General features: G+C 57.9%; 23 protein-coding genes and 1 tRNA gene. 10 read left to right on the forward strand and 14 right to left on the reverse strand.

Annotated features, from left to right (window positions below):
* Positions 1 to 15: 15 nt before the first annotated feature.
* Positions 16 to 246: a hypothetical protein gene (locus ACHZBF_RS14560; protein ID WP_321528863.1), complete on the reverse strand. Its 231-nt coding sequence runs from the start codon at positions 244 to 246 to the stop codon at positions 16 to 18.
* Positions 247 to 360: 114 nt separating this feature from the next.
* Here ACHZBF_RS14560 and ACHZBF_RS14565 point away from each other — a divergent pair, with 114 nt between their 5' ends.
* Positions 361 to 1152: a hypothetical protein gene (locus ACHZBF_RS14565; RefSeq protein ID WP_321528864.1), complete on the forward strand. Its 792-nt coding sequence runs from the start codon at positions 361 to 363 to the stop codon at positions 1150 to 1152.
* A gap of 13 nt (positions 1153 to 1165) precedes the next feature.
* Positions 1166 to 1256 (forward strand) — tRNA-Ser (locus ACHZBF_RS14570).
* A 620-nt stretch (positions 1257 to 1876) separates the two neighbouring features.
* On the opposite strand, the gene ACHZBF_RS14575 is transcribed toward ACHZBF_RS14570, so the two are convergent.
* From ACHZBF_RS14575 to ACHZBF_RS14585, 3 genes are all read right to left on the reverse strand, one after another.
* Positions 1877 to 2545, reverse strand: coding sequence for a DUF1570 domain-containing protein (locus ACHZBF_RS14575; RefSeq protein ID WP_321528865.1), 669 nt, complete (start codon positions 2543 to 2545; stop codon positions 1877 to 1879).
* A gap of 74 nt (positions 2546 to 2619) precedes the next feature.
* Positions 2620 to 3510: a hypothetical protein gene (locus ACHZBF_RS14580; RefSeq protein WP_321528866.1), complete on the reverse strand. Its 891-nt coding sequence runs from the start codon at positions 3508 to 3510 to the stop codon at positions 2620 to 2622.
* Between the two features lie 116 nt (positions 3511 to 3626).
* Entirely contained in the window at positions 3627 to 4472 is an 846-nt protein-coding gene (locus ACHZBF_RS14585; RefSeq protein ID WP_321528867.1) for a hypothetical protein, read from the reverse strand.
* 863 nt (positions 4473 to 5335) lie between these two features.
* On the opposite strand from ACHZBF_RS14585, the gene ACHZBF_RS14590 reads away from it, so the two are divergent.
* Entirely contained in the window at positions 5336 to 6178 is an 843-nt protein-coding gene (locus ACHZBF_RS14590; RefSeq protein WP_394707593.1) for an IS110 family RNA-guided transposase, read from the forward strand.
* A gap of 354 nt (positions 6179 to 6532) precedes the next feature.
* The gene (locus ACHZBF_RS14595) at positions 6533 to 6679 is read left to right on the forward strand and encodes a DUF4411 family protein (RefSeq protein ID WP_394707594.1); all 147 of its coding nucleotides are present in this window, start codon (positions 6533 to 6535) and stop codon (positions 6677 to 6679) included.
* A gap of 143 nt (positions 6680 to 6822) precedes the next feature.
* On the opposite strand, the gene ACHZBF_RS14600 is transcribed toward ACHZBF_RS14595, so the two are convergent.
* Complete coding sequence (locus ACHZBF_RS14600; protein ID WP_321528869.1) at positions 6823 to 7413, reverse strand: AbiU2 domain-containing protein; 591 nt, start codon at positions 7411 to 7413, stop codon at positions 6823 to 6825.
* Between the two features lie 901 nt (positions 7414 to 8314).
* Between ACHZBF_RS14600 and nifJ the strand changes: the two genes are divergently transcribed.
* The 5 genes from nifJ to fdhF all read left to right on the forward strand — a co-directional run bounded on the left by nifJ (position 8315) and on the right by fdhF (position 19455).
* On the forward strand, positions 8315 to 11914 hold the full coding sequence (nifJ, locus tag ACHZBF_RS14605; protein WP_321528870.1) for a pyruvate:ferredoxin (flavodoxin) oxidoreductase: 3600 nt from the start codon (positions 8315 to 8317) through the stop codon (positions 11912 to 11914).
* Between the two features lie 2 nt (positions 11915 to 11916).
* On the forward strand, positions 11917 to 12921 hold the full coding sequence (locus ACHZBF_RS14610) for a dihydroorotate dehydrogenase-like protein (protein WP_321528871.1): 1005 nt from the start codon (positions 11917 to 11919) through the stop codon (positions 12919 to 12921).
* 310 nt (positions 12922 to 13231) lie between these two features.
* Positions 13232 to 14977, forward strand: coding sequence for a GGDEF domain-containing protein (locus tag ACHZBF_RS14615; RefSeq protein ID WP_321528872.1), 1746 nt, complete (start codon positions 13232 to 13234; stop codon positions 14975 to 14977).
* Between the two features lie 57 nt (positions 14978 to 15034).
* A complete protein-coding gene (locus ACHZBF_RS14620) occupies positions 15035 to 16708 on the forward strand; it encodes an NAD(P)H-dependent oxidoreductase subunit E (RefSeq protein WP_321528873.1) in 1674 nt (557 codons plus the stop codon).
* Complete coding sequence (gene fdhF / locus ACHZBF_RS14625) at positions 16708 to 19455, forward strand: formate dehydrogenase subunit alpha (protein ID WP_321528874.1); 2748 nt, start codon at positions 16708 to 16710, stop codon at positions 19453 to 19455. The genes ACHZBF_RS14620 and fdhF overlap by 1 nt, the downstream gene beginning before the upstream one ends.
* 63 nt (positions 19456 to 19518) lie before the next feature.
* Here the strand turns inward: fdhF and ACHZBF_RS14630 are convergent, their stop codons facing one another.
* Positions 19519 to 19926, reverse strand: coding sequence for a hypothetical protein (locus ACHZBF_RS14630; RefSeq protein WP_273439251.1), 408 nt, complete (start codon positions 19924 to 19926; stop codon positions 19519 to 19521).
* Positions 19927 to 20085: 159 nt separating this feature from the next.
* On the opposite strand from ACHZBF_RS14630, the gene ACHZBF_RS14635 reads away from it, so the two are divergent.
* Positions 20086 to 20424: a pentapeptide repeat-containing protein gene (locus ACHZBF_RS14635; protein ID WP_029132007.1), complete on the forward strand. Its 339-nt coding sequence runs from the start codon at positions 20086 to 20088 to the stop codon at positions 20422 to 20424.
* Between the two features lie 161 nt (positions 20425 to 20585).
* Here the strand turns inward: ACHZBF_RS14635 and tatC are convergent, their stop codons facing one another.
* The 8 genes from tatC to hisB form a co-directional block, all read right to left on the reverse strand.
* Positions 20586 to 21770, reverse strand: a complete 1185-nt coding sequence (gene tatC / locus ACHZBF_RS14640; protein WP_321528875.1) for a twin-arginine translocase subunit TatC — start codon at positions 21768 to 21770, stop codon at positions 20586 to 20588.
* 14 nt (positions 21771 to 21784) lie between these two features.
* Positions 21785 to 22138 carry a Sec-independent protein translocase protein TatB gene (gene tatB / locus ACHZBF_RS14645; RefSeq protein WP_051301753.1) on the reverse strand — a complete coding sequence of 118 codons (354 nt, stop codon included), beginning with the start codon at positions 22136 to 22138 and terminating at the stop codon, positions 21785 to 21787.
* Between the two features lie 40 nt (positions 22139 to 22178).
* Positions 22179 to 22427 (reverse strand): Sec-independent protein translocase subunit TatA, encoded by a 249-nt coding sequence (tatA, locus tag ACHZBF_RS14650; protein WP_029132005.1) that lies wholly within the window; start codon positions 22425 to 22427, stop codon positions 22179 to 22181.
* 147 nt (positions 22428 to 22574) lie between these two features.
* A complete protein-coding gene (locus ACHZBF_RS14655) occupies positions 22575 to 22892 on the reverse strand; it encodes a phosphoribosyl-ATP diphosphatase (RefSeq protein WP_029132004.1) in 318 nt (105 codons plus the stop codon).
* Positions 22889 to 23659 carry an imidazole glycerol phosphate synthase subunit HisF gene (hisF, locus tag ACHZBF_RS14660; protein WP_029132003.1) on the reverse strand — a complete coding sequence of 257 codons (771 nt, stop codon included), beginning with the start codon at positions 23657 to 23659 and terminating at the stop codon, positions 22889 to 22891. The genes ACHZBF_RS14655 and hisF overlap by 4 nt, the downstream gene beginning before the upstream one ends.
* Before the next feature lie 31 nt (positions 23660 to 23690).
* On the reverse strand, positions 23691 to 24428 hold the full coding sequence (hisA, locus tag ACHZBF_RS14665) for a 1-(5-phosphoribosyl)-5-[(5-phosphoribosylamino)methylideneamino]imidazole-4-carboxamide isomerase (RefSeq protein WP_029132002.1): 738 nt from the start codon (positions 24426 to 24428) through the stop codon (positions 23691 to 23693).
* Between the two features lie 42 nt (positions 24429 to 24470).
* Complete coding sequence (hisH, locus tag ACHZBF_RS14670) at positions 24471 to 25112, reverse strand: imidazole glycerol phosphate synthase subunit HisH (RefSeq protein ID WP_029132001.1); 642 nt, start codon at positions 25110 to 25112, stop codon at positions 24471 to 24473.
* Positions 25113 to 25139: 27 nt separating this feature from the next.
* Positions 25140 to 25730, reverse strand: a complete 591-nt coding sequence (gene hisB, locus ACHZBF_RS14675) for an imidazoleglycerol-phosphate dehydratase HisB (protein WP_029132000.1) — start codon at positions 25728 to 25730, stop codon at positions 25140 to 25142.
* Positions 25731 to 26147: the final 417 nt, after the last annotated feature.

The raw sequence follows: 26147 nt of genomic DNA on the forward strand, positions 1-26147 counted from the left end.
GCTGCTGCCTATAGCTCAACTTTCGAGACTGGCCAAATATTCAGCCATCATCCGCGCTGGGACAATCTTCCCGCGCCGACCAGGAATTTTCCTCATTATCACCGGCAGTGCCCCCCGCTGGTCTGCGACTTGCGCGGCCCGTCGGCTGATGGCCAGCACCTGCGCGACATCCTCAATTCGCAATAGATTGGAAAAACGCTCCACCAACCCCCGCTCTAATTCGCTAATCCGCATCTCGCTGTTCATCTTTATGCACCATGTTGATCGGGTGGGCTACATTGTGCATAATCGTTGATGTAACATCAGTAACGTAATATTTGACTATTACAACGTAATATTTACACAAAACGATTATTTGTGATGAAGAGTGATATTAGAATTGCTGAATTTGTTGAAAAATACAGAGAAGACCGGTTTCCGAACGTGCGCCGATGTCAGGAACGCCTGAAGCTGTGGGACCCGTACGCCGAACTCATGCGAATCGATGATAGGATTATCGAGGACGCAGCCAGGATTCCAGCCCTGCAACGCAGGTTCGAAAAGATAAACAAAATGAGGGCGAACCTCATCACGCAGCTGGCCAACGGCACAGAGGGAATCAGTACATTATTCCCAAAACCTAAAAGCAAACGGACCTTGGGGAGGCCCTCCTATACTGTTCTCCTCACCCCCGATACAAAGAACCAAATAGTAAGTTTTATTAATTATCTGAAAATGTCGGAGTCCGAAGCATACAGGCAAAAAACGAGTGAACTAGTTGAAATCTCCGCGCGCCGAGAAACCATAGGATGGATGGATCTCCATGAGGCCGATCCCAGTAGTTTCGACCGATATTTCAAATTCAATCTACATGAATTTAAGCTCCAATATATCCGAGAGAACAATCGAGGCTGGGAAGTTCCAAATGGCGAGGTGTTATGGATACATGACCACAAGCTTATAAGGGGCACCCCAAGTCCCTGGGAATGGCTGGCACCAGCGATTCTGGAGTCACGCGAATACATAGGTGTATGCGCATTAGATTCTTGCCAGCAAGTTTTCTATAAGGCGAGATCGAATAAAACCACATGCTCTGATCGGTGCCGGTTAACCCTCGCCCAGCGTGCCTATAGGAAAAGAAATGCAGGGACATCATGTGCGGATGTCAAATGATTGAACACATACTGGGAATACGATGTTTAACTAGCTGATTTATATTTATATTATATGGACTCATAATCCATTGGTCCCAGGTTCGAGTCCTGGTGGGCCCACCAACGACAAAGGGTTAGCACGGTTTATCCGTGCTAACCCTTTTTTATTTACCCGCACTATTGAATAAAAGCCACCACCCCATTCCTTTATTCCCGAACGGAAAATTCAACATATAGCTGACTTTCGCGGGCTTTTTAAGAACTTCCATTTTCATCCAAAAGCTGCCGTTCATATCGATGTCCGTCTTGTCTGTAGAGAATAGATCGGCCCGTTTTCTTATCCAACGAGCGGCCCTATATGTAAAGAGAACGTTGTGTAATCAATGACTCTGACATTCCCCCAATAAAACGGAGTGGTTTAGAGAGTGGTACATGTTTCTTCGTATTCTATTGGGCTCATGTACCCAATAAACAAATCCATTCACTCATGCTTTCTAACTGCTCACGCCGCAAGCGTGAACGCGAGACCGCCGCCTGCGATCCCTCGCGCTTCATCGTCGAACCCGGTGATGATGTTCGCATGCCCAAAAAACCAGCAGCGCCGACGCCAAGGCCAGCGGCAGCGACAGACTCGCGGAGCTGAAGGCGATGCTGGGCTGACACAACCCAGCAATCAAGATAGGGGCATCCCTACTAAACTCACGTCCAGGGGCCTGCAACGACCGCACTTCGGCCCGAATATCTTATTGACGCAGATCCCAAATCTGCCGCCTCCAGCGTAACTCCCAATCGGCCAAACTTGCGTTCTCCCTCAGCAAGCCATCGATCAGATGCTGCCTCAATGCTGCGGGTTCATGATGCGAATCCGTAAGCAACTCCTGCAACAATTGACGGCGTTGCTGCTGAATACTGTCATCGGGGTGATGCATCAAGGCATAGACCAGCGCCCAATAGGCCGCATAGTACTGTGAGGCGTTATATGAATCCGGATCCCGGGTAAGCAGGCGCATCAAAGCGGGGGCTTTGCCCCACTTCAGCATCTGGATGAACTCTTTCAGACGCTGTTTGTTGACGTGGCCCATCACTTTTCCTTCGCCCTCGTCCGCCGTTTCCATGTACAGGGAGATTCCCTCATTCAGCCAGGTGGGAAGCGGTCCGAAAGCAAGGCTCAGGTAATGGTGGCTCGCTTCATGGCGCAGTGCGACGTCCAGCCAGTATTCGTCACCGTTTCGGCAGGCCACATGCAAAACCCGCCCTTCCCGCTCGTAGTACCCAAAAATGGCCAGGCCATTGCCGTCCGGCAAGTCACGCGTCTCCGGGTATAGAATAATCCTTGGCGCAGGAACCGTGGTGCCGAACTGGGCCTGCAAGCGACGATGCGTGTCCTGCCAGATCGACTCAGCCGATTGCATGTCGCACCCCCCGTCGGCACGAGCAAGTCCCGCGACGACCAAGAGTAGATAACCTAGCAATCGAGTCAGGGGGCTCAACGCGATGGGGGAGGCACAAAGAATTCGTTACGGTAAGCATCCGCAACGGCCACGGTCAACGCACGAATCGCCGGCTCGTCCCATGTTTGATCCTCGTTCAGGATCATGCTGCGTTTCACCCTCGCCTCCACCCGGAGCATGAACTCATAGATGGTGATGAAGACCCTTTGTCTTGGCTCCGGCATGTCGATGAATCCGACGCCATCCACCAGCCCCGCCTTGGCCGCGGCCAGTGCCAGCCGGGAACCCAGCTTAGGAGGGGCCACATCACGGTGGTCAGTGCGGATGTAATCCATCATCCTGCGCACGGTCGCGTCGTTGATCCAAAACCGATGGCGTAGCCGCGGATTGGCTTCCTGATATTCGGCCAGAACTTGGAAATTTGGATTGAGCAATAGGGCATTGGGTGAATTGATCCGGTCGAGCTGCAGGCCCAGGTGCTGTTGTGCCCAGCCGTCCCAATAATCCTGCGCGCGCGGTGCCGGCTGAGGGAAGGGGTCGATCTCGGCGAGCCCGGCCAACCGGAACAACTGAGAGATGAAGCCCGCACAGTAGCTCGTGTTACTGTCGGCGCTGGGCCACTTCATGTCGTAATCGAACTTCATCGGGCGCCCGGAAAGCACTTGAAAGGCAACCGCCAATGCGCCAGCAGGGGGCTTGACCCTGGGGCGAAGCAGGGCCAGGCGAAAATTACGCCTTAACATCGCATCCGGTTCGCTGACCTGTATGCCCGCATCGTTGAAGCCAATGATCCGCCCCCCTTCCTTTGGCAACTCGATATAGATCGAAGCGTGGGTATAAAGACCTAGCGGGTAGCCGAATTGCCGGTTAAACGACGAGACGATATTCAAGCCATCATTCAGGATGATGTCGCCATCCTGCAACATCGTTGTCGTACCCGGAAATGGATGGGACACATTTGGCTGGGCTTCTTCGGCCCAGGCCGATGCACAATAAAAAAAAGCCCCCAGTAAGAGGGCCTTTATCCAATGCCTACCTGGCACTAATTCAGCGCCCACGCGAAGTTGAGGCTTGCTGCAGTCGTGTCGAAGCCATCCCCGCCGACAGAGCGGCTCAGGTCAAACGAAAGCACCGAAAAATTGCTGACACGGTGAGTCAAACCAACTCCGATCACGTTGTAGCGTGAGGTATCATCGAAGCTGTTTTGATGGAACTGGACGGCCTGAACATTTCCGCGCACGGACAGCTTGTCCGAGAGCTGGTGGCTCAAGCCTGCCGTGGCGAGGAGCATGTTGCCGTTTTTCCCCATCATGGATTCGGCGCCTTGGTTGTGATAGCCAATGGCCTCAAAACCGAGTTGCAAACGCGTCTCGGGCATGAGTTGCTTGCCAAATGAGGCGCTCAGGCTGGCGAAAGCGGTCTTCAAGTCGCTGAAATCAGCGTACTGGAAGGGGCCCGCAGTATCGCGCACGGCGTTGACATCCGAAAACGAGGTGTAGTTGTAGCCCAAGCGGCCGCCGAGGTCCAGCGTCATACCATGCACCTGCTCCTTGAATAGGTGATAGCTCGGCGCGAAGGTGACCCCTAGCTGCTTATTGTCTAACGCAGAGTATTGACCGCTGTTCTCGGTATGCCGCAGGGGGATCCAGACGCTATAGCCCCAATCGCCAAAATCCTGCCTCAATGAGACGGCGATGGCCGCGCTACTCATCCGCTGCTTGGTGCCCAACAGGGAGGCATCACTGTCGATATTGGTTTGCCCATAGCCCAGACCGGCCGACAGGTCGAGCACTTCGATGCTGACATCCGAGGGGCGTACGCCGTAATCCGTACAAGTCGTTTGCCCACTTGAGTTTGTTATGCATTCCGTTATCGGTTTTATCGTCATCCTGCCCGTGTTCTGATCATAAGTTTCTTCGTACGTGACACACCGCGTGCCACTCGAAACATCTGGTCCACACGACTCACTCTCACTCTCCCGCACTGTCCTATTGGAAGATGACGAGCTACCACCGCTACCGCCGTTACCGCCGATACCGCCTGTCAATATGATTTCTGCGGTTTTTGCGGGTTTTGGGGTAGCAGCGCCGCAAAAACTCAAGGCAACATAACCATGGGTAGCATGGTCGTAGCACAGCCCCCCCCTGTAAGTGTGTAGGGGGCCGCCATCGCGACAGGCGCAGCCATCCATAAAAAGCCGAACACAAACAGTGCCATAAGAGATTTTAGCGGCCGGGGCAGTTGAAGAGGCATGTCAATTTCCTTCGCGATTAGTATTTTTATTTTGGAGGCACACCATTGACGCCGACATGTGCCGTGGCCAAGGTACATCCTCCCATGGAAGACAGTGCTGATCAATATCGTGTGCCCTAAATTAATGTCAGGGGCAATCGGTGCGACGAAAGAAACAAACGACACTGACCCTATTGTTTTATTACGCGGTTTTAGATATTCGCTGAAACCATCCAAAAGCAATGGGATGGACTCCTCCTCACCTATCGGCATCGGTGTGCCAAACTGAGATTGCGATTTCAGTTAACGGTGAAAAGAGGGCTCCACTATGGAGGTTAGACGAGTTGGAGTTGATCTGGCAATAAACGTATTCCAACTACATGGTACTGACAAAACGGAAAGACCCTTTGGAAACGTCAGTTATCCCAAGAGAAGTGGTTGAGATTTTTGTTCGAACAGATAAAGCCTGGAGCTGAGTTTGGCATGGAGGCCTGCGCCGAGGTTAATCACTGAGCCAGACTGCTCCGTGACGCTGGCCACCTAGTGAAGATCATTCCACCTCAGTTCGTAAAGCTGTTTGTAAAGAGCAATAAAAACGATGCTAACGATGCACAGACGATCTGTGAGGAAATGGCACGACCTAATATGCACCCAGTTGGCATCAAGACGGTTGAACAGCAGGATATCCAGGCAATACATCGTGTTCGTGAAGAGCTTAAGAACCACCGTACAGCTAAGGCCAATCAGATACGGGGGTTGGTTGCAGAATATGGTTTAGTTTCACCGGCACAACTGTCGTCATTGCGAAGCGCCATTCCCATGTGGCTGGAAGATGCCTCCAATGGTCTAACGATGCTTTTTAGACAGTTGTTAGAAGGACTCTGGATGGATTTATGTGCACTGGATCAGCGCATGGTAGAGCTTGATAAGCAGATAGCCATCATTGCCCAGGAAAACCCGACAGCCAGGCGTTTGCAGCAATTACGGGGCATCAGCCCCTTGATAGCGACTGCATTAGTCAGCACGATGGGTGATGGTACTCAATATCGAAAAGGCAGAGACATGGCGGCAGCCATTGGTTTAACGCCAAGGCAGCATAGCTCTGGAGGTAAAGAGCGGTTACTTGGAATCAGTAAGCGAGGTGACTCCTACCTGCGATGTTTGCTCGTGCATGGTGCGCGTTCTGCAATGTACGCAGCAAAAGATAAGGATGACCGGCTCAGTCGCTGGATTACAAATTTACAAGAGAGGCGACATGCCAATGTGGTTGCAGTCGCTATGGCTAACAAGCTGGCAAGAATAGCCTGGGTGATAATGAGCAAAGGTGTCGATTATGATCCAGACTTTTCTCCGGCAGCTTAATCGGAAATGTTGAGGAACGAATAATTATACGACGATTGCGAACTAAGCTGTGTAATGGCAAACAGGTCGAACTGGCGCAGATAGAACCCGAGAATGTCCAAGTGTGTAACAACACGAAAAAGCAATAGGGAATCTATGCGCGAACAACCCATTATGGTCCGGCATCAACGTATGCCACCTCAAGAGGCCGGATATACGTATGCAGTCGAGCCTACAGCCGTGAACAGCTTACTTGCAAACGAGGAGGAGTCCATATACGGATATTAACGATCAGAAAAAGATCGGGGGCAGATGAAAATTTCTTCACGTCCAAAGTACGATTTTAGATAGTTTTTCATCTGACCCCAAATCTTCATATCCGGTGAGACCAGTAAACCAAAAGCCACTCGGCAGAACCGCAAAGTGCCCGATGTTTGTGGTCATTTTGGCATTGCCTGTAAAGACATTTTTTATTTACTGAATGCGCTCAACTTCAGCACAAGTTGGCAGCATTACGAGTAAGTGCACCGGCTTATACTTTTTTTAACGCCGCACTTCCAACTCGATCCAGTGTGGGATCTTGGCTATTTTTGATTTGTCTCCTGGCATCCAAAAGCGGGCATTAATACCGAAATTAGCGGCATAGCGTCACCTGAAACCGATGGTTAGCCTTCATTTTTCTGATATCCATGGGCCTTGGTTAAAACAGCCAACAGCTTGTTTCCATCATGCCCAAGTGGCATAAGAGGAACATAACTTGTGCTGTAGTTATATAGCTCGCTGCTTAACGCGCCTAGTATACGGCGGATGACATCAACTGAGTTTTCCAGTTCGTCATATGTTGGTCTAGGCAGAAGTTCTGGATTCAAAGCATGCTCATAGTCGGTGTGCGAGAGAGCCTTGTTTCTTAATTTTGAAATGTTTTTCAAATGTCTATCCAGCTCAGATAGCAAGCCTTGTACTTTGCTATTTGTTTCATTGGAAAGATTCTCTTTTGCTCGGTTGATCATGTTCCTAATACTTGCGTTTTCATGCCCCATAGATTCATTGCGATCCGATAAGCGACAAAGTGACATCATCAAGTCATCTATTACGAGCTTCTGGAGAAGCTGGAAAACGTTTGAGCCACTCTTGTTCAGTAAATCGATATTTGACTGACCAGAGTCGAAGAGCTGACAAAAGAGCCCCCAGCGATAGCGTAGCTGAAGGAACTCTCGTTCTATGGCATTGAATAATTCTCTGTTCTCGTAGGGCATGATCTTCGTCACCAGATTGAGGGCTGATTATACGCCTCGCGCCACACTGGTATTATGTGGCTCGCGCATACCGTGAAATAAGAGACTTACTGTTCTGGGTGACAACGATACTACCTATATTCCTTTAGGGATTCCAGGTCTCGTATTGGGATAACTCCTAGCAAATGCCATTGTTGACGATAAGTCAAAAAATGGCCGGAAATAGATATATCCCATTCAAATGATGAGAGGTAGCTATATGTCGGCAGCCGTCCTTAAAGGCAATTGGGGGAATGTCTGCTGAGATCGCGTAACAGCGTTGTGTTGGAACGAGGTAGCATGGTGGTCCGGCACCTGCACACCCAATGCAGAGGCCGAAGCTCCCGCAGCCTATGCCTCACTGCACACACCGCCAACGACACAAGCAGCAGACGCTTGTTGTAACTGATCCAGGCCATACCTTGAAATCGCAAGCGCTATCGAGGGATTAGTCTAGGGGTGGGGAAAGTTTTGTGGTGCCCGGGTATGCATTCCCACGCAGAGCGTGGGAACGAGTACAATCATCGAGTTTCTCAGTGGTTACGACCAGACCCTGCTCGGCAAGGCGTTCGAGGGATTAGTCTAACGGTGGGGAAGATTTTATGATGCCCGGGTATGCATTCCCACGTGGAGCGTGGGAACGAGTAGCGAGTAGCGGTAGGGAAGGTTTGCGATGCCCGAGTATGCGTTCCCATGCTCTGCGTGGGGGAGTATGCTGGCTAGTCAAACAGGAACTGTGTCCGCTGTTAACCGGTGACCGGAGATTTCGCGCCCTGGCCAGCGACACAAGCGGGACAGGCCTGTAGCAGCTGATCCAAATCGCACACTGGTCTATGCTTGGAGCCATTGTTAACCACATCCCACTCAGTAACGGGAGAACGCCATGCAGCACCGGGTTACCATCGACGGCAATGAGGCCGCCGCCACCATTGCCCATCTCACCAACGAAGTCATTGCCATCTACCCCATCACCCCAGCCTCTCCCATGGGTGAACACGCGGACGAGTGGTCGGCACAGGGGCGCAAGAACCTGTGGGGCACGGTGCCCGGCATCGTAGAGATGCAGAGCGAGGGTGGTGCCGCCGGTGCCCTGCACGGCGCCTTGCAGGCCGGGGCGCTCTGCACCAGTTTCACCGCCTCCCAGGGTCTGCTGTTGATGCTGCCCAACATGTACAAGATTGCCGGTGAACTGACCCCCATGGTGCTGCACGTGGCGGCACGCTCGCTGGCGGCCCAGGCGCTCTCCATCTTCTGCGATCACGCCGATGTGATGGCGACCCGCGGCACCGGCTTTGCCCTGCTGTGTGCCAACTCGGTACAGGAGGCGATGGACATGGCCCTGATCGCCCAGGCGGCGACCCTGGAGGCCCGGGTACCGATCCTGCACTTCTTCGATGGCTTCCGCACCTCCCATGAGGTGGCCAAGATTGAGACTATCGATCAGCAAGTAGTAGGCGAGCTGATCCGTGACGAGTGGGTGCAGGCGCACCGCGAGCGTGCCCTCAATCCGGAACATCCGGTGCTGCGCGGCAGCTCGCAAAATCCCGACGCCTATTTCCAGGGACGCGAGAGCGTCAATCCCTACTATCAAAAGATGCCGGTGATCGTGCAGGGCATCATGAACCGCTTTGCCGAATTGACCGGCCGGCAGTACCACCTGTTCGACTACGTCGGTGCCGCCGACGCTGAACGGGTGATGGTGCTGATGGGCTCCGGCGCCGAGGCGGCGCACGAGACCGTCGACCATCTGCTGGCGCGCGGTGAAAAGGTGGGCCTGCTCAAGGTGCGGCTCTATCGTCCCTTCGATCCCACTGCCCTGCTCACCGCCCTGCCGCCGACCGTACGACGCATCGCCGTGCTTGATCGCACCAAGGAGCCGGGAGCCGACGGCGAACCGCTCTACAAGGATATCCTGACGGCTATCGCCCAGGCATTCTCCACCGGGCAGTCACCCTTCCGCGAACTGCCCCTGGTTATCGGCGGACGCTACGGCCTGTCGTCCAAGGAGTTCACGCCGGGCATGATCAAGACGGTATTCGATGAACTGGACCGGGAAAAACCGAAGAATGCATTTACCATCGGCATCCATGACGATGTCACCCACAGCAGCCTGGAATGGGATGCCGACTTTCACACCGATGCGGCCGGCGCGGTCAACTGTGCCCTGTTCTACGGCCTCGGTTCCGACGGCACCGTCAGCGCCAACAAGAACAGTATCAAGATTATCGGCGAAGCCACCGACCTGCATGCCCAGGGCTATTTCGAATACGACTCCAAGAAATCCGGCGCCGTCACCATTTCGCATCTGCGTTTCGGCAAACAGCCGATCCGTTCCAGCTACCTGATCGGCAACGACCAGGCACAGTTCATCGGCTGCCACCAGACCATCTTCCTGGAACGCTACGACATGCTGGAGCGGGCCGCACCGGGCGCCGTGTTCCTGCTCAATACCGCGACCCCGGCCGAACAGGCCTGGAACAGCCTGCCACGCCACATGCAGCAGCAGATGATCGACAAGCAGTTGCGCTTCTTCGTCATCGACGCCTACCGGGTGGCACAGGAGAGCGGCATGCAGCAGCGTATCAACACCATCATGCAGACCTGCCACTTCGCCATCTCCGACTTGCTGCCGCGTGACGAGGCCATCGTCGCCATCAAGCGGGCGGTGGAGGATACCTACGGCAAGAAGGGCGGCAAGATCATCGAGCTCAACTTCCGCGCCATCGATGCCGCCCTGGCCAATCTGCATCAGGTCGCGGTACCGGACAAGGTCACCTCAACATTCGAGCGCCCACCGGCGGTGGCCGCCCATGCGCCGGATTTCGTACAGCAGGTGACCGCCAAACTGATCGCCGGGCACGGTGATCAGTTGCCGGTCAGCGCCTTCCCCGCCGACGGCACCTGGCCCACAGGCACCACACGCTGGGAGAAACGCAATATCGCCCTGGAGATTCCGGTGTGGAACGAGGAGCTCTGCATCGCCTGCGGCAAGTGCCCGTTCGTCTGCCCGCACACAGCCATACGCAGCAAACTGTTCGACCCCAATCAGGCCACCAATCCGCCACCCACCTTCAAACACATGCCGGTGAAGGGCCAGGAGTTTCCCGAAGGGGCGCATATCGTCTACCAGGTGGCGGCGGAGGATTGCACCGGCTGCGGGCTCTGTGTCGAGATCTGCCCGGTCAAGGACAAGGCCCATCCCGGGCGACGCGCGCTGAACATGGCACCGCAGCCGCCGCTGCGGGAACAGGAACGCATCAATTTCGATTACTTCCTCGCCCTGCCGGAGTTCGACCGGCGCGAGGTGCGCAACACGGTAATGAAAAGCGCCATGCTGCTGCAGCCGCTGTTTGAATTTTCCAGCGCCTGCCCCGGTTGCGGCGAGACCCCCTACCTGCGCCTCGCCTCGCAACTGTTCGGGGACCGCATGCTGGTGGCCAACGCCACCGGCTGCTCCTCCATCTATGGCGGCAATCTGCCGACCACCCCCTGGGCGCAAAATGCCCAGGGGCGCGGCCCGGCCTGGAACAATTCACTATTCGAGGACAACGCCGAATTCGGCCTCGGCATGCGCATTGCCATCGACAAGCAGCAGGAGCACGCCGCCGAACTGCTGAAAGGACTCGCCAACCAGATCGATCCGGAGCTGGTGGAGCAGCTGCTCTCGGCCACACAGCAGGACGAGGCAGCGATCCAAGAACAGCGCCAGCGCGTGGCCGCCCTGCGCCGGCAACTGCAGACCATCGAGCAGCCGGAGGCACGGCGATTGGAGGGCCTGGCCGACATGCTGCTCACGCGTAGCGTCTGGATCGTCGGCGGCGATGGCTGGGCCTATGACATCGGCTTCGGCGGACTGGACCATGTGCTCTCATCCGGGCGTAACGTCAACATCCTGGTACTGGATACCGAGGTCTATTCCAACACCGGCGGCCAGACCTCCAAGGCGACACCGCGAGGCGCGGTGGCCAAGTTCTCCGCCGGCGGCAAGCCCACTGCAAAGAAAGACCTGGCCATGATCGCCATGGCCTACGGTGATGTCTACGTGGCCCAGGTGGCCTACGGCGCCAAGGATGTACAGACCCTGAAGGCCTTCATGGAGGCGGAGTCCTGGCCGGGCGTGTCGCTGATCATCGCCTACAGCCCCTGCACCGCCTGGGGGACCGACATGGTAAACAATCACGCCATGCAGGACCGGGCGGTACGCAGCGGCCACTGGCCGCTGTTCCGCTACGATCCGCGTCGCGCCGAACAGCAGGAGAACCCGCTGCAGCTGGACTCCAAGGAGCCGTCGATCGCCTATCGCGATTTCGTCAGCCAGGAGACGCGCTTCAGCATGCTCTGGCGCAGCCACCCGGAGGCGGCCGAGCAGTTTCTTGGCGCTGCGCAAAAACACGCCATCAGTAACTTCCGGCACTACCGCCAACTGGCGGAACTCAGTTATGCCAAACCGGGCACGAACAAACCCGATGCAGCAAAGGAGTGATCATGGACCTGCGCACCACCTATCTCGGCCTGACACTGAAAAACCCGCTGGTACCCTCCGCCTCGCCCTTGTCACGCAGCCTCGACATGGCCAAAAAACTGGAAGACGCCGGTGCCGCCGCGCTGGTCATGTACTCCCTGTTCGAGGAGGAGTTGCAGCATGACCAGGAGGTGATGGATGACTACCTCAATCACCAGACCCTGGGTCATGCCGAGGCGGCCAGCTTCCTGCCGCTGCATGGCGACCTGCCATCCCGGCAGGATAGCTATCTGGAGCAATTGACACGTCTCAAGCAGGCGCTGGAAATCCCGGTCATCGCCAGCCTCAACGGCATTACCCCGGGTGGCTGGATCGAGCACGGCAAGGCGCTGCAGCAGGCCGGGGCCGATGCACTGGAACTGAACGTCTATTACATTGCCGGCGACAGCAGGATTAGCGGGGTTGAGGTGGAACGACGCTATATCGACCTGCTCCATGAACTGCGCCAGCACGTCACGCTGCCTATTGCCATGAAACTGTCCCCCCAGTTCAGTTCAGTAGCCAATATCATCAGCCACCTGGAAAGGGTGGGGGCCAACGGCGTCAGTCTGTTCAACCGCTTCTACCAGCCCGATATCGATATCGACAGCCTGCGGGTAACGCCCCAACTGAGCCTCTCCAGCTCCGCCGACGCCCTGCTCGCCATGCGCTGGATCGCCATGCTGTACGGCCGGGTGAAACTGAGCCTGGCCGCCACCGGTGGCGTTCACAACCACGAGGATGCGGTGAAGATGTTGCTCGCCGGCGCCGACGTGGTGCACCTTTGCAGCACCCTACTAATCCATGGTACCGGCAGGCTGGCGGAGATTCTGCGCGGCATCGAGGATTGGCTGGAGGAGAGCCCCTACGAATCGATTGAGCAGCTCAAGGGCACCCTGAGCCAGCAGCATACCGGTGACACCTCTGCCTACGCCCGGGCCAACTACCTGCAGCTGCTGAACAGCTATCTGCCTGCCGGCGACGGCTAACCCACTATTTGCCAATCATGACCCGATAATCTGTTTCACCCCGTTATCTGTCGAATGGAATAGACAGGTCGCGGGGTTTTCCGGACTTCACCGCGAGTGAAGTCCTGAATGGCACCTGCAGGCACGGCGCCCCGCCGCGATTTCGGCCCGGGGGCGGGCCTCCTACAGGATAAACTCACAGCCGGAGAGCGCCACCATCCGCTCCGTGATACATAAGACGCCCCAGGCCAAGCGTGGTGAATTAGCAATTGCTTAAGCTTTCCGCCGCGTGACCGATATATAGTCTAAATAGCCAGGCAGCCCCCCCATAATGAACCTCAAACCCCGTTTTCTCCTGGTCACCATACTGCTTATCGTCCTTTCAGCCATTGCCGGGTGGTGGTCCGCGCGCACGCTGGCGGAAGATATTGTCGAGCAGTGGGCGATGCGCTATGCGGAGAAGCAGGCACTCTACGACAAGAGCCGCACCCTGCAACCGATCCTGCGGGAGATCGCACTGGCACGCCAATTAGCCAACTCCCAATATATCCGGGAGTGGGCCCGTCATCCGGGTAATCGGAAAAATACCCGGAGTGCAATTGCCGAAATGGAGAGTTTCCGGCAAAACTTCCAGGGCCAGAACTATTTTGTCGGGCTGTTGAAAAATGGACATTACTACTATAACAATGCGGAAAGTGAATACAGTGGCAAGGAGTTCCGCTATGTCCTCGATCCGAAACAGAAGAAAGACGCCTGGTTCTACGACCTGATCCAACAGGGGCGGGACCTGCATATCAATGTCAATCCGGACCTCGAACTGGGCATTACCAAGCTCTGGATCGATATCCTGATTCGCGACGGCAACGACATACTGGGAATTGCGGGAACCGGACTGGACCTGACCGGCTTTATCCAGAACGTAGTGGAAGAGGGAGTGCCCGGCGTCACCAGCCTGTTCGTCGATCACGCAGGAGCGATCCAGATACACCGGAACCAATCACTGATCGATTTCGGCTCCATCAGCAAACAGACCAACGAACAGCGCACCATTGATCTGCTGTTCGATCAGGCTTCCGACCGCAAGGCAGTGCTGGCGGCGATGAAAGCACTGGAGGATCTTCAACAGACAGTCATCACCGAGTTTGTCAGTGTCAACGGCAAGCGCCATTTGGCCGGGGTCGTCTACCTACCCGAGATCGGCTGGTATGAAATCACCCTGCTGGATCTCGACGTATTACTCCCATTCAGCCAGTTCGGCGGCATCCTGCTGGTTTATGCCATTACCCTGTTGGGCGCATTCTTGCTGTTGAACCTGTTTCTCAACCACCAGGTGCTGAACCCGTTAAGTCAGCTTGACAGGGCAATGGCGCGGGTCGAGTCGGGTGAGCATGTAGACAAAACTCTCGGGGAGCAGGGAACGGGAGAGGTCCGTCGCCTGATGCAGCGCTTTATGCACATGGCGCATGCCGTACGGGAATCACGCCACGACCTGGAGTCCAAGGTACAGGAGCGGACCCTGGCGCTGGAGCGGCTGGCGAAGATCGATCCGCTGACCGAACTGCTGAATCGGCGCGGCATGACCGAACGGATTGAATCAGAACTGCAGCGCATTCAGCGCGAGTCGAGTCACATAGGACTGCTCTGGCTGGATGTCGACCTGTTCAAACAGATCAACGATCGGTTCGGCCATGCTGTGGGCGATCAGGCGCTCAAGGTTATGGCGGAGATTATCCGTGAGACCCTGCGCCCCTATGATGTCGCCTCGCGCTGGGGCGGCGACGAATTCCTGGTGCTGGTACAACCGGCAGATGCCGAAACCCTGCACCATATCGGCACCCGCCTCTGTCACCAAATCACCGAGAATCGACAGGTGACCACTATTGATGGAGATACCATCATATTGAGCGCCAGCATCGGCGGACACCTGTCCCGAAAGAATGAACCACTGGACAGCCTGCTGCAACACGCCGACCAGGCGCTCTATGCCGCCAAGGCGGCAGGGCGCAACTGCTTCCGCTCATCTGAAGACCACCACACCGGCACAGACGGGAGCACCCTGCCCTCCGTTATCGGTTAATTGCCCTGCAGTGATCGGCTACACTTAGGAACGGTAAACAGTCCTGTGGAGTCGGTAGTGAAAACAGCCCGAAAAAACAAAAAAGACCGACCCAGGGGACGCCAGGCGGACGCGGCCGACCTCGCGGCCATACAGTCTTACCTGGACGCCGGCCAGGGCCGGAGGGACCGCCTGATCGAGTATCTGCATCGCATCCAGGATGACCGGGGTTATCTGGACAGCGGCCTGCTGACCGCACTGGCCGAAACCCTGCGGCTATCCACCAGCGAAGTCTACGAGGTGGCCAGTTTCTACCACCATTTCGATATCGTAAAAGCCGGCGACTCGCCACCACCTCCCCTGACCGTCCGGGTCTGTGACTCCATCAGCTGCCAGCTGGCCGGAGCCGAGGCACTGATCACTGAGCTTAAGGCAGCACTGGGCGAAGGGCTACGTATCCAGCCGGTCCCCTGCGTTGGCCGCTGCGAATGCGCACCGGTGGCAGTGGTCGGAACCAAACCGGTTACCAACGCCACCACGGCAAGCGTGCGGGATGCCATTGCACGGGGCGAACGAACCGACAGCCCACCGGCGACTGCCCGGGACTATGCTGCCTATAAAAAGAGCGGCGGCTACACCGCACTCAAATCCCTGGTGGAATCCGGCGATGCCGCCGCCCGGGAAGCCGTAATCGAAAGCCTGGAAGCCGCCAACCTGCGCGGACTGGGCGGCGCCGGTTTTCCGGTCGGAAGAAAGTGGCGCATCGTCAGGGATTACCCGGCGCCGCGCCTGATGGCGGTGAATATCGATGAGGGCGAACCGGGCACCTTCAAGGACCGGCACTACCTGGAACATGATCCACACCGCTTTCTGGAGGGGATGTTGATCGCCGCCCAGGTGGTCGGTATCGAGACCATCTACATCTACCTGCGTGACGAGTACGCCGGCATCCGCGCCCTGTTGCAGCGGGAGCTCAAGGCCCTGCGCGACGCCCCGCCTTGTCGACTGCCCGAAATCGAACTGCGGCGCGGTGCCGGAGCCTATATCTGCGGCGAGGAGTCCGCCATGATCGAGTCGATCGAGGGCAAGCGCGGCCTGCCACGGCTGCGCCCCCCCTATATCGCGGAGCAGGGGCTGTTCGGCCGGCCCACCCTGGAACACAACACGGAGAGCCTCTACTGGGTCCCGGAACTGCTGGAAAAGGGCGCGGCATGGTTCACCAGCCAGGGACGTCGTGGCCGCCAGGGGCTGCGCAGTTTTTCCCTCAGCGGCCGGGTCAGGCGGCCGGGCGTCTATCTCGCCCCCGCCGGTATCAGCGTGCACGAGCTGATCGAAGAACAGTGTGGCGGTATGCCGGAGGGGCATCGCTTCAAGGGTTATTTTCCCGGCGGCGCCTCGGGCGGCATCCTGCCCGCCAGATTGGGCGATCTGCCGCTGGATTTCGACACCCTGAATGACTATGGCTGTTTCATCGGCTCGGCCGCCATCATCGTCTTCTCCGACCAGGACAGCGTGCGAGATCTGGCACTCAATGCGATGCGCTTCTTCGCCCACGAGTCCTGCGGCCAGTGCACCCCCTGCCGGGTCGGCACAACCAAGGCCGCCCAGTTGATGAGTGAGAACACCTGGGACCAACCCCTGCTGGAGGAGCTCTGCCAGGTAATGGCGGATGCCTCCATCTGCGGACTGGGTCAGGCCGCCCCCAATCCACTGCGCTGCGCGATGAAATATTTTCCGGAGGAGTTTAATTGATGGCCAGGCAGACCGGACAACCGCAAACGGCCGTCACCTTTACCCTGAACGGCACACCGGTCACCGCACGCACCGATGAAACCATTCTGCAGGCGGCCCAACGGCACGGCGTGGAGATCCCCCGCCTCTGCTACACGGAGAGCCTGCGCGCGGACGGTAACTGTCGCGCCTGCATGGTAGAGATCGACGGCGAGCGCACGCTCGCCCCCTCCTGCTGCCGCCGACCCAGCGAGGGGATGGTGGTGCAAAGCCGATCGGAACGGGCCCTGCAGGCACAGAAGCTGGTACTTGAACTGCTGCAGTCGGACATGCCCCATGACCAGGAAAGCTATACCCCGCATAACGAGCTGGATGATTGGTGCGACAAACTGGGCGTCACCCGCACCCGCTTCCCGGCACGGCACCGGCCGGCCCCTGACAGCTCTCACCCCGCCATCGCGGTCCGCCTCGACGCCTGTATCCAGTGTGGGCGCTGCCTGCGCGCCTGTCGTGAGACCCAGGCCAATGACGTGATTGGTTTCTTCGGTCGCGGCAGCGCCCTGAAGATCGGTTTCGATCAGGATGACCCTATGGGTAGCTCGAGCTGCGTCGGCTGCGGCGAGTGCGTCCAGGAGTGCCCGACCGGTGCCCTGATGCCGGCCGGCGAGGTGGGCATCCAGCCGGTCGACCGGCAGGTGCACTCGGTCTGTCCCTACTGTGGTGTCGGCTGTCAGCTTACCTATCACGTCCGGGAGAACCGGATCCTGTATGTGCAGGGACGGGATGGTCCCGCAAACCGGGGGCGGCTCTGCGTCAAGGGACGCTACGGCTTCGATTACGTCAGCCATCGCCAGCGCCTGACCAAACCCTTGATACGCCGGTCTGATGCCCCGAAGCGGGCCGCGATGGATATGGACTACGACAACCCCCTGCGCGACTTCCGCGAGGCAGAGTGGGAAGAGGCGCTACGGGTCGCCGCCGATGGTCTGCGGCAGATCCGCGACCGGACCGGCCCGCAGGGTCTGGCCGGTTTCGGTTCCGCCAAGGGCTCCAATGAGGAGGCCTACCTGTTCCAGAAGCTGGTGCGTACCGGCTTCCACAGCAACAATGTGGACCACTGCACCCGGCTCTGTCACGCCTCCTCGGTCGCGGCGCTGCTGCAGATGATCGGCTCCGGCGCGGTCTCGAATCCGGTGGCCGATGTGGACAAGGCCGAGGTGATCCTGCTGATCGGCGCCAACCCCACCGCCAACCACCCGGTGGCCGCCACGTTCTTCAAAAATGCGGCGCGTGCGGGCAAGACCCTGATTGTGATGGACCCGCGCAGGACCGAGATCGCCCGGCACGCGGATTTTTTCCTGCAGTTCAATCCGGATACCGACGTGGCGCTGCTGAACGCCATCATGCATGCCGTGATCCAGCAGGAGCTGGTGGACCGGCAGTTTATCGAGCAGCGCACCGAGGGTTATGCGGCGTTGAAGAAACACCTGGCCGATTACACCCCCGAGCGCATGGCGCCCATCTGCGGCATTCCCGCCGAGACCCTCTATGAAGTGGCCCGCATCTATGCCGGCGCCCGGGGCTCGATGATCTTCTGGGGCATGGGCATTTCACAGCATATCCACGGCACCGACAACGCCCGCTGCCTGATCAATCTGGCCCTGATCAGCGGCCAGATCGGTCGCCCCGGTTGTGGACTGCATCCACTGCGCGGACAGAACAATGTGCAGGGCGCGTCCGACGTGGGGCTGATCCCCATGGTCTATCCCGACTACCAGCGGGTGGACAATCCGTCGGTGCGGGAGAAATTCGAGGCGCTCTGGCAGGTTCCGCTCGATCCCAATCCCGGGCTCACCGTGGTCGAGATCATGCACGCCATCCAGGCCGGGACCATCAAGGGCATGTATATCATGGGCGAGAACCCGGCCATGTCAGATCCCAATCTCAACCAGGCGCGGGCGGCGCTGGCATCGCTGGAACACCTGGTGGTCCAGGACATCTTCATGACGGAGACGGCCCACTACGCCGACGTGATCCTGCCGGCCTCCGCCTTCCCGGAAAAGGACGGCACCTTTACCAATACCGACCGGCGGGTGCAGATGGGACGCCGGGCGATCGATCCCCCGGGCGCGGCGCGCCAGGACCTGCAGATCATTCTCGATCTGGCGAAGCGACTCGGACTGGACTGGAGCTACAGCGGGCCCAGGGAGGTGTTTGAGGAGATGCGCCGCGCCATGCCGAGTATTGCCGGTATCACCTGGGAGCGGCTGGAGGCGGAAAGCGCCGTCACCTACCCCTGTGAACAGGAGGGCGATCCCGGCACCGAGGTGATTTTCACCGAGACCTTCCCCCGTCCCGGGGGCAGGGCGGCGTTGATCCCAGCCGCCTTCAGCCATGCCGACGAACTGCCGGACATGGACTATCCGTGGATTCTGATCACCGGGCGACAGCTGGAGCACTGGCACACCGGCGCCATGACCCGCCGCGCCAGCGTGCTGGATGCCCTGCAGCCGCAAGCCGTAGCGATGTTGCATCCCGATCATCTACGTCAACTGGGCGTGTTACCCGGAGAGCCGATTCGCATACGTTCGCGACGCGGTGAGGTTGTCATCCCCAGTCAGAGCGACCGGGGGCTGCAGCCGGGCCAGATATTCCTGCCCTTCTGTTATTACGAGGCGGCCGCTAACCTGCTGACCAACGAGGCGCTGGACCCGGATGGGAAAATTCCCGAATTCAAATTTTCCGCCGTCCATGCGGAACCCGCGTGAGTTGCAGACACCCCGGAAAACCAACCCGGCCCGGCCAGTTTTCCTGAGCACCCGGCACAAGCGTCAGACGCCATGGCGCCGCAGGAAGTGATCAATATCCCGCAGTGTCGGGCTGGAGGATAACACCCTGGTGATCTGAAGATTCGGACGCCGCCTGTCACTCTCCGACCCGATCCTTTCAGGATTGCGTTTGCGATCCATGAATTCCCGGGCAGACAACAGTTGGTCGTGCAGTCGCTGCTGTTTAAAATGGGTAATGAACCAGCTCCCTGCCTCGTCCGGAAATATGGAAACCAGGCCGTGATACTCAACAACCCCGTTGCCATCCTGAAACTGGAGCACGTCACAGCTGCCTATCGAGGGCCATTGGGTAAACGGAACATGAAAACGCTTTTTCAACACTTCGCCGATCAGCCGCCTAAGCTCCCGATTGGTAGTCGCGCTGGGCACCCGGGGTAAAAATATCTTCATAAATCCATTTCCCTATTGGTTTTTGAAGTATAGCGTGTGCGGATAAAACCTGTTCGCAGCGACAGGTCTCTCTGACTATAATGTCCCTTAAATGCGCGCTGAATCGGTTCGTACCGTGTGTGCTCTTGTCCCACAACATAACCACAGAACGATAACCCTATGGCCACACCCAAAATCAACGATGACCCGCTCTACCAGATGCTCCGTGAGGGACATATTGAAGAGTTCAATCAACACCACCAGTCCGGGGCTGCCTGTGATCTGCGGGGGGTCGATCTGCGCTCTCTGGATCTGCGTAAGCTTGACGCAAAAAATCTCGACCTTCGGGACAGCTATCTGCGACAGGCAGACCTGCGCGGACTGGATCTATCCGAAACCAACCTCGAAGGGGCCAGCATCAGCGGTGCGAAAATCTCCGGCACCCTGTTTCCCAAACAACTAACGGCGGAGGAGATCACCCTCTCCCTGGTACACGGCACGCGCATGCGCTACCGCTGAACACTGCGGTTTTTCCAAACAGACCACCAGAAAAACATTTCGCGGCGGGCACAAGCGTCGCGCGAATCAGGACGGACGCCCATCGCCGCGGAACAGAGCGGCCATGGCGGGCAGGTCTATCCTGTGTGGATGCATGCTGATCGGGCGCGTATGGAAGTGCCTCAATAATCCTCATCCAGCTGATCCAGGATATTCCGCGCCACCTTGGCCTGTTCAGGACCGGCTTCTCCCAGGATCTCATAGAGCAATCCGCGGGCCTTGACCTGCTCATTCTGATCGCGCAGCTCCTGAACGCGCCGCAGTTTCTCCTCGATCACCTCGTCATACATTCCTTCGTCATCGGACTCACCCAGGTCGCCGCCCGCTTCCTCTTCAGCCTCGAGGGCATCAAACTCGTCCACGACGGCATCGAACTCGTCCTCAAGCTCTTGTTCCGTCATCGGCCTGAACCGTTCCGGGTCCAGTGGCTGGTCATCCATGTCGAAAGCGGGATCGCTGACAAAAGCCGGCGCGGCCGCCGCCGGGCCTGATTTCTCCGGCGTGTCATCGGATGCGTCGTCCGCGGAGGAGTCATCATCCCGGTCTGCCACCTGTTCACGCCGCTCCTTGTCGCGCTTGACCATGCGCGAGAAGAAGACGCCGATCTCGAACAGCACCCACATCGGCAATGCCAGCAAGGTCTGGGAGATAACGTCCGGCGGGGTCAGCAGCATGCCGATGCAGAAGGCACCGACAATGATATAGGGCCGTTTCTGCACCAGACTTTCCGGCGTGGTCATGCCCATGGAGACCAGAATAATCGTGGCGATCGGCACCTCAAAGGCGATACCGAAGGCAAAAAACAGGCTGAGGACAAAATCGAGATACTTGGCGATGTCGGTCGCCATGACCACACCCTCGGGCGTGGTGCTGGCCATGAACGCGAACACCAGCGGGAAGACTACGAAATAGGCGAACAAGACCCCAATGTAGAACAGAAGCGCACTGGAGGCCACCAGTGGAATCATCAGCCGCTTTTCATGCTTATAGAGCCCCGGAGCGATAAAGGACCAGAGCTGGTAGAGGATGAACGGCATGCCGATAAAGATCGACGACATCAGGGTCAGTTTGAACGGGGTCAGGAAGGGCGATGCCACCTCGGTGGCGATCATGGAGGAACCTTCCGGCAGATGGGCCATCAGCGGTCCGGCCACCAGCTGATAGATGTCGTTACTGAAATAAAACAACGAGGCGAAGATTACACCGACGGCTATCACCGCCCGCAGCAGCCGATCACGCAGCTCCAGCAGGTGGGAAACAAAGGGTTGTTCTTTCAGGGCATCGAACCCTTCATTATTTGTCGTCATGGGGTTGGTTGCGGCTATTTCGGGGAATCACCGGGCTTATCCGATGCGGCATCCACATCCGCGGATTTCTGCTCCATCTCACGGACCGACTTGTTGGCTTCCTGGGTAAAATCGCGCAGGGTTTCGCTGGTCTCTTCCACAATCTCTTCCAGCGGATTGAGCTGCTTTTTCTGCTCTTCGAGGATCTCTTTCAGCTCCTCGGCCTTGATCTCCTTGTCGATTTCGTTTTTCACCTGCTGCAGCACTTTCCGGCCCTTGCCCAGCCATTTGCCGGCGGTATAGGCCAGTTTCGGCAGACGTTCCGGCCCGACCACCACCAGCGCCACCAGCGCGATGATTCCCAACTCCCAGAAGCCGATATCAAACATAGTTCAAAAAACCTGACAGTCAGTTTGCAGGGTGGGCAGATCAGGTGTTTTTGGAATCGGAGGAGTTTTCCTTTTTGGTCACCTCGCCTTCAATGATCTTCTCCTCGTCGGCCTGCTCCAGTCGCGCGCTGTCATCACCCTTTTTTTCGTCCTTCATGGCGCCCTTGAAGCCCTTGACCGCATTACCCAGATCAGAACCGATATTTTTGAGCCGCTTGGTGCCAAACAGCAGCAGGACAATTACCAGAACAATCAACAGCTGCCAGATACTGATTCCGCCAAAACCCATACTCTTCTCCACATCAAAAACAACGGTCTGATTCGGATCGAACTCACGACCTACTGAAACAATCGACTGACCGACGAAGCCTGATCCGCCGGGAGATCATGATAATAACTGAAAAAAACCTCAGGCGCAGGGTTTTTAACTGCCGTATCACTTGCCCCGCCGGGCCTTCTCCTCCAGACCGGAGAGGCCGAATCTGCGATCCAGCTCATCCAGTACATCCTGGGGTTTCAGCCCCTGGTGGGCCAGCAGGACCAGGCTGTGAAACCAGAGATCAGCGGTTTCGTAGATGATTTTTTCCCGATCACCATCCTTGGCGGCCATGACTGTTTCGGTAGCCTCTTCGCCAATCTTCTTCAAAATGGCGTCCAGCCCCTTGCTGTATAATTTGGCCACGTAGGATGAATCGGGATCGGCATTCTTGCGCGCCTCCAGTACCTCGGCGAGTCGCTCCAGCGAGTCACTCACAGCCGTACCTCCACACCCTGATCGGCCATGAAACGCTTGGCCTCTTCAATACTGTATTCGGCGAAATGAAAAATACTGGCGGCAAGCACCGCATCGGCCCCGCCCTGCGCCACGCCATCCACCAGATGCTGCAGATTCCCCACGCCGCCAGAGGCGATCACCGGCACGGTCACCGCGTCACTGATGGCCCGGGTCAACTCCAGATCGAAGCCGATTTTAGTACCATCCCGGTCCATACTGGTGAGCAGGATCTCTCCGGCACCGTATTCGACCATCTTGCGCGCCCATTCGATGGCATCCAGCCCGGTAGGTTTGCGGCCGCCGTGGGTGAATATCTCCCACTTCGCCGGCTCACCCTCGGCGCTGGTCCTCTTGGCGTCGATCGCCACCACAATGCACTGGGAGCCGAAACGGCTGGTGGCTTCCTTAACGAACTCGGGATTGAATACGGCAGCGGTATTGATCGCCACCTTGTCGGCACCGGCATTGAGCATGCGCCGCACGTCCTCGGTGGTACGGATGCCGCCGCCCACCGTGAGCGGGATGAACACCTCGCTGGCCACCTGTTCCACCACGTGCACGATGGTCTCACGATCATCGGAGCTGGCGGTGATATCCAGGAAGGTGATCTCGTCGGCCCCTTCACTGTTATAGCGCCGCGCCACTTCCACCGGATCGCCGGCGTCGCGGATATCGACAAACTTGACGCCTTTCACCACGCGCCCGGCATCCACATCAAGGCAGGGTATGATTCTCTTGGCCAGCATGCTCTCTGATCTCTCTGGTTGTTCCGAACGTTCAGTCGCTCAGACGATCCGCCAGCGCCTGGCCCGCGGCAAAGTCGAGGGTGCCTTCGTAGATGGCGCGACCGGTAATGGCACCCATGATGTTACGGGTGTCCGCCTGGCACAGCGCCTCGATATCGCCAATATCGGTTATGCCGCCGGAGGCCACGATGGGGATATTGACCGCATTGGCCAGGGCGGCAGTGGCCTCCACGTTGGGTCCGGTCAGCATGCCGTCACGGCCGATATCGGTATAGACGATGGCGGAGACCCCGTCCTGTTCAAAGCGGCGCGACAGTTCGGTCACCTCCTGATCGGTTACGGTGGCCCAGCCGTCGATCGCCACCATGCCCTCCTTGGCGTCCAGGCCGACTATCACATGGCCTGGGAAGGCGGCGCAGGCACGGCCGACAAAGGCCGGCTCCTTAACCGCCTGGGTACCGATAATGACAAAATCAACCCCGGCATCCAGGTAGGCCTGGATAGTCTGCTCATCACGGATACCACCACCCACCTGGATCGGCAGATCGGGATAGGCCTTGGCAATGGCCCGGATCACGCCGCCGTTGACCGGCTCACCGGCAAAGGCGCCGTTCAGATCCACCAGATGCAGCCGACGCGCACCCGCCTCGACCCAGCGCCCGGCCACTTCGACCGGATCATCGGAGAAAATGGTCTCGTCATCCATGCGGCCCTGGCGCAGCCGGACACAGCGGCCATCCTTCAGATCAATTGCGGGTATCAGTAACACGTTCAGTACCTATATCAAAGTCAATAGCAACGAGGGTTGCTTTCAGAGTTCCCAGTTGACGAAATTGCGCAGCAGCCGCAGGCCGGCATCGGCGCTCTTCTCCGGGTGGAACTGGGTGGCAAACAAGTTGTCCCGGGCGATCACGCTAGTGAACGGGATACCGTAGTCGGTGGTTCCCGCCACCAGATCCGGCTCTTCCGGGTCAACATAATAACTGTGCACAAAGTAGAACCGGGTCTGATCCTCGATACCTTCCCAGAGTGGATGCGCCCTGGTCTGGCTGACCCGGTTCCAGCCCATCTGGGGGATCTTCAGGCGGAGTCCCTGGGCATCCCTGGACTCGGGAAAGTGCCTGACCTGTCCAGGGAAAAGGCCCATCAGCCGGGTGCCCTGATTCTCTTCGCTGAAACTCATCAGCACCTGCATGCCCATGCATATGCCAAGAAACGGTTTGCGTTGGGCCGCCTCCAGCACCGCACGGTTCAGGTGGTGGTTAGAGATCGCCGCCATGCAATCGCGGGCCGCGCCCTGCCCCGGAAAAACCACCCGGTCGGCTCGCAGAATCAGTTCCGGATCATCGGTCACCTGTATCCGGTCATCCGCCCCCGCTACATGCTCGATCGCCTTGGAGACAGAGCGCAGATTACCCATGCCATAATCAATGACTGCAATGGTTTTCGACATAACTTCAAACTGCCAGAGAGTAGAGGATTAAAGGCTGCCCTTGGTGGAGGGGATCACCCCGGCCATCCGCGGATCGGGTTCCAGCGCCATGCGCAGCGCCCGGCCAAACGCCTTGAACAAGGTCTCGGCGATGTGGTGGCTGTTGCGACCACGCAGATTATCCATGTGCAGGGTCACCCCGGCGTGGTTGACGAATCCCTGAAAGAATTCGTAAAACAGATCGGTATCAAACGCGCCGATCATGGCGCGCGGAAAGGCCACATCGAACTCCAGGCCGGGCCGGCCGGAAAAATCGAGCACCACCCGGCTCAAGGCCTCGTCCAGCGGGACATAGGCGTGGCCATAGCGGCGAATACCCTTTTTATCACCCACCGCCCGGGCAACCGCCTGTCCGATCGCAATGCCAATATCCTCGGCCGTGTGGTGCCCATCGATGTGCAGATCACCCTCGGCGTTGATCTCAAGATCAATCAGGCCATGACGAGCCACCTGATCCAGCATGTGTTCGAGGAACGGCATGCCGGTATCCAGGCGCGATTCGCCAGTACCGTCCAGGTTCAGGCTGACCCGGATGCGGGTCTCCAGGGTATTACGTTCGATCTCAGCTTGACGCTGCATGGGTCGACTCCAGCGGGTTCAATAATCGTCCTAGGTCGGACTCGTGCTGCCGGACCTGGGTGCTCCCGGACACGACGTCCGACTGCATCACCAGGCCCAATAGGCCATTCTATGGGAAATGCCTGATTTGTCCAAGGATGGACTTATGCCGCGAAGGCACCCCCCCACCCGGGTAGGAGCGGCGCCCCGCCGCGAATTCGGCCCGGGGGCGGGCCTCCTACAGGTCAGGCCCCGCCCAGCGGGTCCGGCGTGACCAGGTGTCGGAGGCAACCCACCCCGCTGGGGTAGGAGCGGTGCCCCCGCCGCGAATTCGGCCCGGGGTGGGTCTCCTACAGGTCAGGCCCCGCTCGTGCGCCCAGCGTGAAGATGTGTCGAAGGCACCCGTGTAGGAGCGGCGCCCCCGCCGCGAATTCAGCC

It is taken from the genome of Sedimenticola selenatireducens (assembly GCF_963675335.2).
In the GTDB taxonomy this organism is placed as follows: domain Bacteria; phylum Pseudomonadota; class Gammaproteobacteria; order Chromatiales; family Chromatiaceae; genus Sedimenticola; species Sedimenticola selenatireducens.

Bases quoted from the DNA above. Each gene is read 5' to 3' on its own strand.
- ACHZBF_RS14560 (WP_321528863.1), bottom strand. From the start codon at position 246: ATGAACAGCGAGATGCGGATTAGCGAATTAGAGCGGGGGTTGGTGGAG.
- ACHZBF_RS14565 (WP_321528864.1), top strand. From the start codon at position 361: ATGAAGAGTGATATTAGAATTGCTGAATTTGTTGAAAAATACAGAGAA.
- ACHZBF_RS14575 (WP_321528865.1), bottom strand. From the start codon at position 2,545: ATGCAATCGGCTGAGTCGATCTGGCAGGACACGCATCGTCGCTTGCAG.
- ACHZBF_RS14580 (WP_321528866.1), bottom strand. From the start codon at position 3,510: ATGTTGCAGGATGGCGACATCATCCTGAATGATGGCTTGAATATCGTC.
- ACHZBF_RS14585 (WP_321528867.1), bottom strand. From the start codon at position 4,472: ATGACGATAAAACCGATAACGGAATGCATAACAAACTCAAGTGGGCAA.
- ACHZBF_RS14600 (WP_321528869.1), bottom strand. From the start codon at position 7,413: ATGCCCTACGAGAACAGAGAATTATTCAATGCCATAGAACGAGAGTTC.
- nifJ (WP_321528870.1), top strand. From the start codon at position 8,315: ATGCAGCACCGGGTTACCATCGACGGCAATGAGGCCGCCGCCACCATT.
- ACHZBF_RS14610 (WP_321528871.1), top strand. From the start codon at position 11,917: ATGGACCTGCGCACCACCTATCTCGGCCTGACACTGAAAAACCCGCTG.
- ACHZBF_RS14615 (WP_321528872.1), top strand. From the start codon at position 13,232: ATGAACCTCAAACCCCGTTTTCTCCTGGTCACCATACTGCTTATCGTC.
- fdhF (WP_321528874.1), top strand. From the start codon at position 16,708: ATGGCCAGGCAGACCGGACAACCGCAAACGGCCGTCACCTTTACCCTG.
- ACHZBF_RS14630 (WP_273439251.1), bottom strand. From the start codon at position 19,926: ATGAAGATATTTTTACCCCGGGTGCCCAGCGCGACTACCAATCGGGAG.
- ACHZBF_RS14635 (WP_029132007.1), top strand. From the start codon at position 20,086: ATGGCCACACCCAAAATCAACGATGACCCGCTCTACCAGATGCTCCGT.
- tatC (WP_321528875.1), bottom strand. From the start codon at position 21,770: ATGACGACAAATAATGAAGGGTTCGATGCCCTGAAAGAACAACCCTTT.
- tatB (WP_051301753.1), bottom strand. From the start codon at position 22,138: ATGTTTGATATCGGCTTCTGGGAGTTGGGAATCATCGCGCTGGTGGCG.
- tatA (WP_029132005.1), bottom strand. From the start codon at position 22,427: ATGGGTTTTGGCGGAATCAGTATCTGGCAGCTGTTGATTGTTCTGGTA.
- hisF (WP_029132003.1), bottom strand. From the start codon at position 23,659: ATGCTGGCCAAGAGAATCATACCCTGCCTTGATGTGGATGCCGGGCGC.
- hisH (WP_029132001.1), bottom strand. From the start codon at position 25,112: ATGTCGAAAACCATTGCAGTCATTGATTATGGCATGGGTAATCTGCGC.
- hisB (WP_029132000.1), bottom strand. From the start codon at position 25,730: ATGCAGCGTCAAGCTGAGATCGAACGTAATACCCTGGAGACCCGCATC.